We start from the raw sequence: 12,995 nt of genomic DNA, 5'->3' as shown, positions 1-12,995 counted from the left end.
AATCCTTAGTTGGAAAAGCTGCCTTGCAGGCGCTCTGCGCGAAATTCCAGGGTCTGCGGGCGATAGCCGGCGCGCAAGGTCGGCATGGGCAAACAGTCATGCCAGCTCGCAGCGCCTTGCAGCTCGCCGGGTCCGCGATAGCGCGGGGCAGTGTAGAGGTTGTCGGCGAGGTTGACGGTATCGCCCGGAGCATAGGCCGCGATACGCCAGCTCAGCTCGATCAGCGGTACGTCATTGCCATTGCGCAGGGTAACAGAGAGGGGGCGGTCAGCCGGGCATTCGCCGGGGGCATAAGTAATGCGCAGCTCAAGCCGTGCCAGTTGCCGGGCTTCGCGGTTGTCCAGCCACGCCACTGAGGCTGCCACCAGACCCAGGCCGATCACTGCCGCCAGCGACACCGGCAAGGCCTTGGACGGATAGCGCAGCAGCAGGATGAGCCAGGTGAAGATCAGTAAAACGCCGATAAGCATGACGCTCGCCTTGACTGAAGATGAGCTGTCAGCATGAGGGGTGAAGCGCGCGGCATCAAGCACGATGCCGCTCTGCGGCACTTGTAATCGCTGCCGCAGGCTGCGAGGTCTTTTGTTCGCCGCAGAGCCGAAAGCAATGGCCTGCGGCAGCGACTACTGGGCGATGGTCTTGATCGACACGCCACGGCCCACTGGCGTCGAGCGTCCGTATACATCTTCAAAGCGCTCGATGTCGTCTTCGCCCAGATAGCTGCCGGACTGCACTTCGATAATTTCCAGGGCGATTTTCCCCGGGTTGCGCAGGCGGTGGACCGAGGCAATCGGGATATAGGTCGACTGATTTTCGGTGAGCAGGAACACGTTCTCGTCGCAGGTCACCTCTGCCGTGCCCGAAACCACGATCCAGTGCTCGGCGCGGTGGTGGTGCATTTGCAGCGACAGGCAGGCGCCGGGCTTGACCGAAATATGTTTGACCTGGAACCGCCCGCCCATGTCCACCGAGTCATAGGAGCCCCACGGACGATAGACCTCGCAATGGTTCTGGGTTTCGCTGCGGCCTTGTTTGTTCAGAGTGTTGACCATCTGTTTGACCCCCTGAACCTTGTCCTTGTGGGCGATCATCATTGCGTCCTTGGTTTCCACCACCACAATGCTGTCCAGACCGATCACCGATACCAGTTTGCCGTTGCCGTGGATCATGCAGTTGGTACTGTCCTGAATGACCACATCGCCCTTGCAGACGTTGCCGTTGACGTCTTTTTCATTGACGTCCCACAGCGATGACCAGCAGCCCACGTCACTCCAGCCTGCGGTCAGCGGGACAACACAGGCGCGCAGGGTTTTTTCCATCACGGCATAGTCGATGGAGTTGTCCGGGCAGCAGGCGAAGGTGGCGTCGTCGATGTCGATGGTGTCGACATCCTGCTGGCTGCGCTCCAGGGTCAGCACACAGGTGTCATAGATATCCGGCTCATGCTGTTTGAGCTCTTCGAGAAAGCGGCTGGCGCGGAACAGAAACATGCCGCTGTTCCAGAAATAGCCGCCGTTTTTGACAAACTCGGCAGCGCGTTTGGCATCAGGTTTTTCGACGAAGGATGCGACCCGGCTGACGCCTTCGGGCAGTAAGCCGTCGGCTGCGGACTTGATATAGCCGTAGCCGGTTTCAGGCTTGAGGGCCGGCACGCCGAACAACACCATTTCGCCGCGCTCGGCGGCCACGGTGGCCAGGGCCAGCGCCCGTTGCAGGGCTTTCTGGTCTTCCAGCACGTGGTCGGCGGGCAGTACCAGCATCAACTCGTCGCGGCCTTCATTGATCAGCATCATCGCCGTCAACGCCACGGCGGGCGCGGTGTTGCGCCCGAAAGGTTCCATGAGGATGCGCTGGGTCTCGAGCCTGCGGTTGGCCAATTGCTCATTGACGATAAAACGGTGGTCTTTGTTGCACACCACGATCGGCGCCTGCATGCCTTCGAATACCAGGCGTTCGAGGGTTTGCTGGAACAGGGTCTGCTCGCCGGTCAGGGCCAGAAACTGCTTGGGAAACTGCTTGCGCGACAAAGGCCACAGACGCGAACCGCTACCACCAGAAAGAATTACCGGAATCATGTTGTCTCTCCAAATCTGAAATAGGTTTTCCCCGTAGGAGCGAGCTTGCCTCGCGATTTTTTGATTGTTGAAACAACATCAAAAGATCGCGAACAAGCTCACTCCTACAGACAAGGGCAGGCTTTTAGCGGGTCGAAACCGGGCGCTTTACCCAGGTCGGCGAGACGCTGGCGCCGCTGCCGATGACGTACAGCACGGCGGCTTCACCGCGTTCCAGGGCTACAGGCTTGAGATCGGTGATTTTTTGCTCGCCATCGAACAGCGCAAAGCTGACCTTGACCGGGTTGATCTCGCGCTCGCCCCGGCCCTTGGCGGCCACGGCCTTGACCACCTCGGTCTTGCCGTCTGCGGTTTTCAGGGTCAGGGTTTTATCGGTGAGGTTCTGCACCCGCACCAGGGACTTCTGTTTGTTCTTGAACGGTGGTTCTTCAATCAATTGCGGCTGGCCGCTGGCGCTGTTGACCAGGGTGTAATAGTGATCGGCGGCCAGTTGCACCGACAGGTTCTGACTGCCGACTTTGGCGCTGTAATCACCCTGGGGCATAAAGCTGAACTCGCTGCTGCCCTGGGCGGGCACGTCGTCGAGGGCGGTGTTGCCCACGGTGGCACTGACTTGCTGGGGGCTGGCGTTGAAAATACGCACAAAGCTCGAGCCCTTCGGCGCAACCGGGCCGTAGAGGGCGGCATCACCGCCGGCCAAGGCTTGCATTGAGAGCAGGCTCATGCCCGCAACCAGCGCGAGGGATTTGGCGAGACGACGTGGAGCAGGTGTAAACGGCATGGCTTTGAATGACATCAGTAGTACCTCTCTTTCAGTTTTGCGCCCGGTCGGGCGTCTCGGATTCAGCAGTGTTCTGTGCGACTTGCGGTTGGCGGCCGGTGGCCTGTTTCAGACTCGCGACCCACTGCGGGTCGGCGTCGCCAATCTCGTTGTCCACCGGCAGGTAACGCTCGGGGAATTCCCAGATCAGCACCTGGGGCGGGCTGTTTTTGAACCCATCGCTCTGCAGGTAAGCGAGCATCGGCAGGATCGGCCCGTGGCCGTCTGTGGAGTCATTGATCACATCACTGCGCAGCGCCTGTTTCAGGGCGCCGACAAAGTTCCAGTTGGGGTTGGCGCTGTAGCTGGTACCCACCAGCGTCACCGGCACTTCGCTGTCGGTGAACAATGAATCTTCGCTGTCAGCAGCCGATTCGGCGGGACGGGTGCTGCGTTTTTCCAGGGGTTCGGACGGCGGCAGCAGGTTGCTGAACAACGGGTCCAGTGGCAGGAACCGCTCCAGGTCGCCGTTGTGTTGCACAACTTTTTGCGCCTGGGTCACAAACTGTTGCGGGCTGCCGCTGAGGGGGAATTGCTCGGCAATCGAAGCCCCCAGTTGTTGGGCCGCAATCAGTGCGCCGTCCGGCGTCCAGTGCGTGTCGGTACGCAAGAACACCTGGGCCCCGGCCTGCTTGGCCTGTTGCAGCGGGCCCAGCAGGTCTGGCGCCAGCACCTTGCTGGCGGCCAGGCGGGCATGGAAGTCACGGTACAGATCGGCATAAATGGCGGCCGGGCGCTGCTCACCCATATGTTCGGGATACAGGCGCACCTTGGTCGGCACCACGGCCATTACCAGTTTGATCCCGCGCTCCTCGAGGGTCCGGCGCACGCCCTCAACCAGGGCATAGTTGTCTGCCACGTGCTGCTCGGCATCGGGCCACGGCTTGAACTCCTCGTCGCTGTACAGCCATTGATCGCGGCCCAGCACCACGCCGGGGCGACCTTCGTTGAACAGGGTGAAATCCAGTGCTGCCCAGAGGTTGGTGCCCAGACGCTTGATCGGGAATTCATCGTCGTAACGGGTTTCGACGGCTTTGCTCCAGCGACCGTTGAGTACGGTGTCTTTGTCGGTGGTGTTGAAACCGATGAAACTGCGGGTGGCCAGCAGCCCAAGGCCCACCAGCAGGCCGCAGAAGAAGGTGACGTAGAGGATGCGTAAAGTCCGGTTCATGATCGGCTCCCCTTAGAACTGGAAGTAGAGGAACGGCGAAAAGCTTTGCGCCGAAAGTTTGAGAATCGAGGCGATGAACAGCAGCACGATCAGGCTGCGCATGGCGTAGCGCGGCCAGTCAGCGACCCAGTACGGCGGTTGCACAGTGGCCTCGGTGCCCTGGGTATAACCGGGCAGGTGCAGGCTGCCCGGCACATCGCCGGGGACGGCCTTGATCAGGCCCGGTTGCGCGGTGGCAGGGCCGTCGGCGTCTGTTTTACCGGCTGTTTTTGGCGTGTGGTACAGGTCGCGCAGGCCGAAAAAGGCCAGGGTCAGGTAGGCAACGATCAGGGTGGCAACCTGCAGGCCGGTGAGGTTGGCGCTGTTGAGTTCCGACAGTGACCACTGGCCGAAGCTGAACATGGCGCCATACATGCGAGCGGCGACGTGCAGGTTTTCGGAGCGGAAAATCACCCAGCCCAGCACCACGATGAAGAAGGTCAGTACCCAGCGGATCGGGTTCAGGGCCCGGGGATTGGTGTTCAGGCCCAGGGCTTTTTCCAGCGCCAGCCACAGCCCGTGCCAGGCTCCCCACAGGATGTAGGTGATGTTGGCGCCGTGCCACAAACCGCCGAGCAGCATGGTCAGGAACAGGTTGCGGTAGGTGGTCAGCGTGCCTTTGCGATTGCCGCCCAGGGTGATGTACAGGTAATCACGCAGCCAGGTGGACAGGCTGATGTGCCAGCGGCGCCAGAACTCGGTGATCGACTGGCTGATGTAGGGCTGCTTGAAGTTTTCCATAAAACGGAAACCCATCATCAAGCCCAGGCCGATCGCCATGTCGCTGTAACCGGAGAAGTCGAAGTACAGTTGCGCGGTGTACGCCAGCGCGCCGAGCCAGGCATCACCGGTGGTCGGGTCCTGCAGGGCAAAACAGTGATCGGCGACCACTGCCAGGGTGTCGGCGATGAACACCTTCTTGATAAAGCCCTGCATGAACCGCGTGGCGCCCTCGCTGAATTTATCCAGAGTGTGGGTGCGGTTGTTGAACTGGTCGGCCAGGTCGCGAAAGCGCAGCACGGGACCGGCAATCAGGTGCGGGAAGATCGCCACAAAGGCGGCAAAGTCGATGAGGTTGCGGGTAGCGGGGGTGTCACCGCGGTACACGTCGATGATGTAGCTGATGGACTCGAAGATGTAGAACGAGATCCCTATGGGCAGCAGTACGTTGGTCAGGATAAACGGGTCGAGGCCGACCGAACTCATCATGGCGTTGATGCTGTCGACGCCAAAGTTGGCGTACTTGAAGTAGCCCAGAATCGCCAGGTCGACCACTACCCCGAGCAACAGCCAGCGCTGGGCAGGTTTGGTGCGCACCCCGGCGGCCCCGACTTTGAGGCCGATCCAGTAGTTCCAGAGGGTGACGGCGATAAACAGTGCCAGGAAATCCACCCGCCACCAGGCGTAGAACCCATAGCTGGCGAGCAGCAGCAGCAGATTGCGATAGCGTTGCCCGCTCAAGTAATACAGCGCCAGAAATACTGGCAAGAACATAAACAGGAACACATTGGATGAAAAAACCATCCTGACTTCTCCGTGTTGACCAACAGTAAAGGGCCAGGCCCCCCCAAACCCCCCATGAAAAACTCGGGGGGGTAAATCGATGCAATCCCTTCTTCGCGTTTTCCCTTTTCCCCTCTGTAGGAGCGAGCTTGCTCGCGATCTTTTGATCTTTTGATCTTTTGATCTTTTGATCTTTTGATCTTTTGATCTCGAAGAGCTCGCGAGCAAGCTCGCTCCTACAGAAGGGTCAGGGTGGTGGGCTATTTGCCTTTTTCGTGGGCCGGGTCGTAGACCCTGGTCAAGTCACCACCCAGGCGAAAGGTCTTGAACGGTTGCATGCCGCGTTTCATTTCAATCACCTGCGGGGTGCAGGTGTAGAGGGTGCAGAACGGTTCGAGCCAGGCGAATTTGGCGTCGACTTTCAAGTCGGTCATGTCCTGCTTCTTGCCGTTCTTTTGTTCGAACTCATCCGGGTTCTTGACCCCGCTGAGCACGCGCTCGCCCAAGCGTTTCAGGGCCCCGTTGTTTTCGTTGCGCAGGTCCACGCCATTGACCAGGGCAAAGCTGGCGATCATCGACAGGGGCGGCAGGGCGTAGTTGTGATAGGCCAGGGCGCGTTGCTGGCGCTTGAGTTCGTTGGGCAAAAAGCCCTGGGCGTCGACTTGACTGGCGCCGACCCTGAACTCTTTCACCGACCAGTCGAACAGGTCGCGACGATTGGTGGCGATGGCGGTGGCCATCACTGACCAGGCCGACCAGTACGAGTGGTTATTGGTTTTTTCCAGCGGCAGGTTGTCCCAGTCGCTGACCACCTGATCCGCCATTTTGCTGAACCAGGCCTCGATCACCTGCGCCTGCTGTGGATGCCGGGCCAGGGGCTGCGAACTGGAGAATTTCAGGCGGATATAAGACGAGGCCATGCTGCCCAGCGCCCATTTGCGCATCGACTTGCCGGTGTGATTGAAGTCTTTGCTCATCAGCGCATCGGCCTCGGCCCAGGCAGTGAGCCAGTTCAGCGTGCATTCAAGCTGTTGCGGGCGACCGTCACGCATGAACTGCATCACCTTTTTACTGGTACTGCGTTCCAGGGTGGTGATGCCGGAGGTGGCGTCGCGGAAGGCTTTTTCCGAGTCGACATTAAGTGTCGAGCGGGCCTTGTCCGAGCCTTCGTATTTGCTGCGAAATTCCAGCTTGCCGGTATACGGCTGCGGCATGCTCCCGCAGTCGTTTTTGAAATCGCCGGTTTTAAAGGCTTCCACCGGGGCGTAATAACCCTGGGGCGGGCGCAGTGCTCCGGCGGCGTTGGCGGTGCTGGCAAACATCGCCAGCCCGAGAAGGGCGGGGGTCAGTAATGAACGTAGTGTGATCGGTGCAGTTGGCATCAGATACCTCATCGTCCGGCCTGCGCGTCGGGATGCGCAGGGGAGGGGAATACGTTGCGTTTGCAGAGTCGGGCCTCGACTTTCTGCGGCTCGGCCCCGGCTTGCGGGCCCTCGATTTCAATGGCCAGCAAGTTCTGGCTGGCCCAGTCTTCGTCAGTGCGCAGCTCGAAGGCGAAACGCCCGTCGGTGTCGGAAGTGGTCGGCTTGTCGATTTTCAGATTCTCGTGGCGTCCGTTCATGTACCAGAGGGTGGCTTGCAAGGTTTTCACCGACGGATCGGCGAAGCGGATGTCGATTTGGTGATTGGCGTTGCGCAGGTCCAGGTTGCGGCTATTGACCAGCATCTGGTTCGCGCCGGGCTTGAGCGTGGTGCTGTTGCTCAGGAGCGCGGGCTTGCCTTGGCAACCGTTGTCGAGCAGGGCCAGCATTTGCCGGTAGGTGACCTCCTGATCGAGGCGATACAGCGGCGAGAACTCCCAGATCAGCACCTTGGGCGGGGTTTTCTGGAATTCTTCGCTGCCCAGGTACTGCAGCATCGAGCCTTCAAGGCCGCCACCGGGGAAGGCGACGTTGAGCACGTCGGCACCGATGTACTGCTCCAGAAAGCCCGAGAAGTTGTAGTTCTTACCGCTGTGGCTGGTACCCACCAGGGTGATCTGCGGGTTGCCCGAATCACCGAACAGGTCGCCGTCAGCGGCTTCGCCCCTGGGCTCGGTGCTGAACTGGTCCATGTACTGCACGGCATAGCTGGTGCCGCATAACTGGCCGGCCATGTTGTGCAGGGTGCCGGTCTTGCCCATGCGCCCGGAGATTCTGGTTTCGAATTCGCGCCGGGGAATATCGGCGAAAGCGGGGATTTTTTTCACCGTGTCGGCGACGATTCTGGCGGTGCGTTCGGCGCCGTAGGGTGTCCAGTGCTGGTCGCCGCGGAAGTAGAAATCGTGGGCCTGTTTTTCGTTGGTCAAAGGCGACAGGTCAGGCACGTGGTAGCCCATTTTGGCGAAGCGCCCGAGCATGGCCTGGTAGTTTTTCAGGGCCTTGTCGTAGTCGTAGCGGTCACGCTCGGCAGGCATCAGTTTGTTGCGGTTGACCAGCCCGCGGGTCGGTTGATACACCACCACCAGTTCCACACCTTTGCTTTTGAACGCATCGTGCAGTTGCTGCATGCGTCGGTAGCCGGCAGGGGTGGTATCGAATTCGGTGCGCAGGTCTTCCTGGGTGCGGAACAGCCAGTCGCCTTCAGCCTGCACCAGGGTGGTGAAGTTTTGCTGGTAGCGGGTGGTGTAGTTTTTCGCATCGTGGGCTTGGGGGCACAGGTTGCAGCAGGGTTCTGCGTTGAACGCCGGGGCTTGAATCTCATCTGCCTGCACGCCGGCACTGACAGCGAGGATGGCGGCGGTCAGGCCCGACAAGCTTAGAAATTTGATCATTTTGGGGGGCATAACAGTCATCCTCAGTCGCGCATTTCGGTCTGGCGTTCAACGGGGTCGATCAGCACGGCTTTTTGCTGGCGCACCAGCAGGTCGAGAATCTCGCTCTGGCGCTCACCCAGAATGCCGTTGAAGCTGATGCCGCTGGATTTGCTCGGGGCCAGCATCGATACCCGATACAGCTCGATGCTCAGGGGCGAGTCGATACTCAGCGGGCCGCTGCCGTTACCGGCCAGTTCGCCGCCCACCAGGATCAGTGACACCTGGGTGTCGAACGGGTCGAGGTCGATATCGCGATCGGTATCGGTCAAATCCTTGATGTGGCCGTAGATGCCGGTCAGGCCGTTGGCCAGGGCGATGTTTTCGTACAGCCGGATATTCACGCTGTTGCGCACCCGGATTCCGTGGCGACGGTTGTTGATCACCTTGTTGCCCCACAGCAGGTTGTCGCCGCTCTCGTACAGGGTGATGCCGTCGGTGTGGTTCTGGAAAATCTGGTTGTCGGCAATCAGGTTGTTGGAACTGTTGCGGTCGATCACCAGGCCCGACAACTTGTTGTCATGGCTGCGGTTGTTGAAGATGAAGCTGTCGTTCACCTCGCGGGAAATGATGATCCCGTGCTTGCGCTGGGTCCCGAATACATCGTTGTCGGCGATGATCAGCCCGCGGGAACGGTCATGGGGGTCGATGCCGTAGACGATGTTGTCGCGGTAGGTGTTGCCCTTGACTACAAAGTCGCGGGTTTCATAGCAGTAGAAGCCGTACCACATGTCCGAGAATTCGGAGCCCAGGATCCAGCCGGTGGGCTCATCGCGCTTGACCACCTTGGCCATGTTGGGTGTGTACTGGGAAATACTCACCCCGTACGACTTGCTGTTGGCGTAGCCGAAGCTGGCCATTGTGCTGTTGACGATATAAGTCTCGGTGCCACCCCAGGCCAGCAGGAACGGGCGAAACTCTTTGGCATCACGGAAGGTCGCCGGGCCGTTGGCCTTTTCGCGCCAGCCGGTAACCTTGGTGTCGCGTACGAACAGCTGGCCGTCGTTGACCATGAACGCACCGGCTTCTTCGGACAGGCGCAGCTCCCTGGTGCTGCTGTCGATTTCCAGAATGCCCTTGTGCCCGACCACGATCGGCAAGCGTGCCAGGTACACCCCCGGTGCGGTTTCGCTGAAGTATTTTTTCGGCAGGCGGCGGGCCAGATCCTTGAGGTTTACATAGCCGTCGTCGATGAAAATTGCCTGGGGGATACCGCCCTGGCGCACCACCCATTCGGCCATCTTGTTGTCGCCGCCGATGAAATCCTTGAGGGCGTTTTCCTGCATCATGCGGCGCACGCTGACCTTGCCGGCGGTGCTGCGCACGATCTTGGCCGCAACTGCTTCGGCGGTGTAGCCGCTGGTGTCGGGCAGTGCCGGTTTGGCTATTTCCAGCGGCGCACTGGGGGCTGTACGCACGGTATAGGTCCTGGCCTGTTGCAGCTCTTTGGCCAGGCCCGGGCGCAGTGGCTCGACATTGCCAAAGGCGACTGAACTTGCCAGCAGCAGGGCGCCGGCCAGCAGGCTGATTGCGCCTTTATTGGCAGGATGGATCATCTCTCGCACTCCCGTTGGCGTGGTCATCAGAAGCGCCAGATCACGTCGACAAACGCGCGGTGCATGTATGAGTCGACGCTTTTGCCGTAGGCATCGCCGGGCTTGAATACACCGCCGCGAAAGCGCACCAGCGCCGAAGGTTCATCGATGGACTGGCTGAGGGCGGCCGGCAGCAGGCCTTGTTTGAAGTACTTGGTGACCACCAGATCCATTTCCTGACCGAGGTCGTTTTTGCCGTCGACCAGCGGCAGCGAGGTGCTGGAGAGCAGGCCGCTGGTGGGGTCTTCGCTGTTTTCTACGGCATTGATACCGTTGCTGCCCACCGGTTTGCTGGCGTCGACGCGCCAGAACTTGTGATAGACCAGGCTGGCGTCGTAGTCCTCGCGCAACTGCCACGAGGTGAACAGGCTGGCGCTCTGGATGTTCTGCATCTCGCCACGGAAGGCTTCGCCGAAACGGTGGACCCGCGAGCGGGTGCCGGTGAAGCTGGAGCGGTTGCTCTCAAGCCCGGTCTGCTGGTAGTCGGCGCTGGCCCGGGAGTAGGCAGCGCCCACTTGCCAGTTCGGATCAAGGCGCAAACGTACCCCCAGATCGGTGGCCCAGCCGTCGACGTCGTCACTGGTTTTGGCGCCGGCTAGGGTGCGCCCGTCGATCGTCGAGGTGGCCAGGGTGTCGCGCTTGCCGGTCATGCCGGTGACGCTGGCCCAGTAATTGACGGTGTTGCTGTTGCGGTAGTTGTAGGCGTCGCTGTTGGCCTCGATACCGAGCCAGGTCAGGTCGCCGTTACGGGTTTTATCCAGGGCGTCGACTTCTGCGCCTTCGTGTTTGAGCTTGCCGTCGTCGTGGCTGTGGTGGGCGCGGACGCCGACCCATTGGCCGGGCTGCCATTGCGCCGAAATGTCGCCGTACAGGTGCAACCGGTCCTGATCGTCCGGGGCCAGTTCGCTGAGGTCGGTGCGGTACTCGCTGAAGCGCTGGGCAGCACCGAGGTTGGCCTTGAGCAGGGTGGTGTCGAAGGTCCAGTTCAGGGCTTCGATATTGGTATCGCGCCACATACCGTCATCGTTGTGCAGGCGCTGGCGTCCGAGTTTGAGCTGCTCGCCGGGGTAAGCGGTGAAGCCTTTGTAGCCGATCCAGAATTCGCGCAAAGCCAGATAGCTTTTGTCCGGTTGGCGCGCGTCATTGCCGCTGCTCGATTGCTCTTGATCGGACTGCTGCAGGGTATCGGTTTCAATGATGTCGCTGGAGGTCACGGCCTGGCCCATGGCGTAGGCGCTCCAGTTACCGCGCTCGCCATATACCCAGGGGCGCAGGTCCAGACCCACGCCGTTGACGTCGCCTCCCTCGCGGGTGCCCAGGTCGCGATCGTCTTCGGACTGGGCGGTGACTTTCAGGTCCAGCCCGAAATTCTGCTCGTCGGTCAGGGCGGCCAGGGTCGGACACGACCACAGCAGGGCGAAAGACAGACCAATGCCGGCTTTCACAAAGGGATTCAGGGTCATAGGGCTTCCTCGCCGTTTTCTTGTTCCAGCGACTGCACGGCCAGGGCGTTCTGGCTCAGGCTGGCACGCAGCGCTTGTTCTTTTTGCAGCAGGCGCCGGGCTTGTGCGCGCTGCTCTACGGGTAACTGCTCGTCGAGTTGCGCGGCCAGCTCGTTGCCCTGCGGGGTGTCCTGGACTATGGCCAACTGGCTGAATACATAGGCATTGAGCAGGTTGGGGCGGGTGCCCTTGCCCTGGGAGAACAGCTGGGCGATGGCGAAGTCGGCGCTGTTCTGGCCGTTGCGGGCGGCCTTGAGCAAATGATCGAGGGCTTTTTGCGGGTAGACCTGGCCCAGGTAGCCCCGGCGGTAGATCTGCCCCAGGTAGTAATCGGCGGCCACTTCTTTATCCACTGCCTGCAGGAAATGCGCCTCGGCTTTTGCCGCGTCCGGGGTCAGCCACTTGCCGTCGTAGTACAGCTTGCCCAGCAACAGTTCGGCTCGCGGCTGGTCTGCGGCCCGGCCGTTGTCCAGGTACTCCTGCAATTGCGCGACATCGCCTTGTTCCGGGAAGTCGTAGAGCAGTTGCGCGAGGCTGACCCAGGACGCCGGGTAAACCGGTGCGATGTTCTCCAGCAGCGACTTGGCCGTGTCCGGGTCGGGAGTGCCGAAGGCGGTCAGCACCCGGGCGACCCCGTCGACCCGCTGGGCTGATGCCGTGCCACGGCTGTAAGCGTTTTGCAGTTGCTTGAGCAGGTGTGCCTGTTGCTCGGTTTTGCCTTGTTTCTGATAAACCGTGGCCAGCTCGACGTAGCAGCTGTCATTGCTGGCCAGCGCCTGTTTGCAGATGGATTCGACTTGATCCAGATGCTGGTCGTAGGTGTCCTGGATGCGATAGAGGGCAATTTGTGCCAGGCCCGCCTGGGGATAGCCGGCCGCGAGCCACTGGCTGATTTGTTGCTGCGGGTTGACCTCGGGGAAGCTCTGCGGGTGCTGCAAATACAGCATGGCCAAAGGCGTGAGGCTGCTGGCGTCGCCGCTGGCAAAGGCTTGCTTGAGCAAGGTTTGCGCTTCGTGCAGTTCGGCTTCGCTGGCGCCTGGCTTGGCTGCCAGCAAGCGACCCAGACGCGCCTTGGCCCGGGGCGAAGTTTTCGCCGCTGCCCGGTAGGTGGCTTCGGCTTTTTTCAATTGCCCGGCGTCGCGGCTTTGCATCCAGATATCGGCCAGGCCAACCTGGGCCTCGGTGTAGCCCAGGTCTGCCAGCACTTGGTAGTTCTGTTGCGCGGTGGCGATATCGCCGCGCTTGAGCGCTTCATTGGCCAGGCGTTGATCGGGCAGGCCGGAACAGCCGGCCAGGGCGATGGCCAGCAGACATAGCGCGGTAATCTTGTGGGAGCTGGCTTGCCAGCGATACGGTCCATGGGGTTGGCCTGCAACACCGGGGGGATGCAATCGCTGGCAAGCCAGCTCCCACAACTGATTGGGGGTAGGGTTTGTCAT

10 protein-coding genes are annotated in these 12,995 nt (G+C 60.8%); all 10 read right to left on the bottom strand.

Features of this window, described 5'->3' with window-relative positions:
• Positions 1–5: 5 nt before the first annotated feature.
• Complete coding sequence (locus FEZ21_RS21565) at positions 6–470, bottom strand: hypothetical protein (RefSeq protein WP_003440059.1); 465 nt, start codon at positions 468–470, stop codon at positions 6–8.
• A 153-nt stretch (positions 471–623) separates the two neighbouring features.
• Positions 624–2,075, bottom strand: coding sequence for a mannose-1-phosphate guanylyltransferase/mannose-6-phosphate isomerase (locus tag FEZ21_RS21560; protein ID WP_160628372.1), 1,452 nt, complete (start codon positions 2,073–2,075; stop codon positions 624–626).
• A 124-nt stretch (positions 2,076–2,199) separates the two neighbouring features.
• Positions 2,200–2,856 (bottom strand): alginate O-acetyltransferase AlgF, encoded by a 657-nt coding sequence (locus tag FEZ21_RS21555; RefSeq protein ID WP_037001371.1) that lies wholly within the window; start codon positions 2,854–2,856, stop codon positions 2,200–2,202.
• Positions 2,857–2,887: 31 nt separating this feature from the next.
• Positions 2,888–4,066 carry an alginate O-acetyltransferase gene (locus tag FEZ21_RS21550; protein WP_010656010.1) on the bottom strand — a complete coding sequence of 393 codons (1,179 nt, stop codon included), beginning with the start codon at positions 4,064–4,066 and terminating at the stop codon, positions 2,888–2,890.
• A gap of 12 nt (positions 4,067–4,078) precedes the next feature.
• Positions 4,079–5,629 carry an MBOAT family protein gene (locus tag FEZ21_RS21545; RefSeq protein WP_160628370.1) on the bottom strand — a complete coding sequence of 517 codons (1,551 nt, stop codon included), beginning with the start codon at positions 5,627–5,629 and terminating at the stop codon, positions 4,079–4,081.
• Positions 5,630–5,868: 239 nt separating this feature from the next.
• Positions 5,869–6,990, bottom strand: a complete 1,122-nt coding sequence (locus FEZ21_RS21540; RefSeq protein ID WP_160628368.1) for a mannuronate-specific alginate lyase — start codon at positions 6,988–6,990, stop codon at positions 5,869–5,871.
• An 8-nt stretch (positions 6,991–6,998) separates the two neighbouring features.
• Positions 6,999–8,432 carry an alginate O-acetyltransferase gene (locus tag FEZ21_RS21535; RefSeq protein WP_160628366.1) on the bottom strand — a complete coding sequence of 478 codons (1,434 nt, stop codon included), beginning with the start codon at positions 8,430–8,432 and terminating at the stop codon, positions 6,999–7,001.
• An 11-nt stretch (positions 8,433–8,443) separates the two neighbouring features.
• Positions 8,444–10,015: a mannuronan 5-epimerase AlgG gene (gene algG, locus FEZ21_RS21530; RefSeq protein WP_160628438.1), complete on the bottom strand. Its 1,572-nt coding sequence runs from the start codon at positions 10,013–10,015 to the stop codon at positions 8,444–8,446.
• 26 nt (positions 10,016–10,041) lie between these two features.
• Positions 10,042–11,517: an alginate export family protein gene (locus tag FEZ21_RS21525; RefSeq protein ID WP_160628364.1), complete on the bottom strand. Its 1,476-nt coding sequence runs from the start codon at positions 11,515–11,517 to the stop codon at positions 10,042–10,044.
• Positions 11,514–12,995: an alginate biosynthesis TPR repeat lipoprotein AlgK gene (gene algK, locus FEZ21_RS21520; RefSeq protein ID WP_160628363.1), complete on the bottom strand. Its 1,482-nt coding sequence runs from the start codon at positions 12,993–12,995 to the stop codon at positions 11,514–11,516. The genes FEZ21_RS21525 and algK overlap by 4 nt, the downstream gene beginning before the upstream one ends.

It is taken from the genome of Pseudomonas sp. 9.1(2019), from assembly GCF_009910445.1.
Lineage (GTDB): Bacteria > Pseudomonadota > Gammaproteobacteria > Pseudomonadales > Pseudomonadaceae > Aquipseudomonas > Aquipseudomonas paraversuta.
The sequence above is the reverse complement of the archived record's forward strand: the minus strand, read 5'-3'. Positions and strand labels throughout refer to the sequence as shown.

What these genes read in the sequence shown, in the direction of transcription:
- FEZ21_RS21555 (WP_037001371.1), bottom strand. Translation starts at nt 2,856, where the DNA reads ATGCCGTTTACACCTGCTCCACGTCGTCTCGCCAAATCCCTCGCGCTG.
- FEZ21_RS21540 (WP_160628368.1), bottom strand. Translation starts at nt 6,990, where the DNA reads ATGCCAACTGCACCGATCACACTACGTTCATTACTGACCCCCGCCCTT.
- algK (WP_160628363.1), bottom strand. Translation starts at nt 12,995, where the DNA reads ATGACAAACCCTACCCCCAATCAGTTGTGGGAGCTGGCTTGCCAGCGA.
- FEZ21_RS21545 (WP_160628370.1), bottom strand. Translation starts at nt 5,629, where the DNA reads ATGGTTTTTTCATCCAATGTGTTCCTGTTTATGTTCTTGCCAGTATTT.
- algG (WP_160628438.1), bottom strand. Translation starts at nt 10,015, where the DNA reads ATGATCCATCCTGCCAATAAAGGCGCAATCAGCCTGCTGGCCGGCGCC.
- FEZ21_RS21525 (WP_160628364.1), bottom strand. Translation starts at nt 11,517, where the DNA reads ATGACCCTGAATCCCTTTGTGAAAGCCGGCATTGGTCTGTCTTTCGCC.
- FEZ21_RS21560 (WP_160628372.1), bottom strand. Translation starts at nt 2,075, where the DNA reads ATGATTCCGGTAATTCTTTCTGGTGGTAGCGGTTCGCGTCTGTGGCCT.
- FEZ21_RS21535 (WP_160628366.1), bottom strand. Translation starts at nt 8,432, where the DNA reads ATGCCCCCCAAAATGATCAAATTTCTAAGCTTGTCGGGCCTGACCGCC.
- FEZ21_RS21565 (WP_003440059.1), bottom strand. Translation starts at nt 470, where the DNA reads ATGCTTATCGGCGTTTTACTGATCTTCACCTGGCTCATCCTGCTGCTG.
- FEZ21_RS21550 (WP_010656010.1), bottom strand. Translation starts at nt 4,066, where the DNA reads ATGAACCGGACTTTACGCATCCTCTACGTCACCTTCTTCTGCGGCCTG.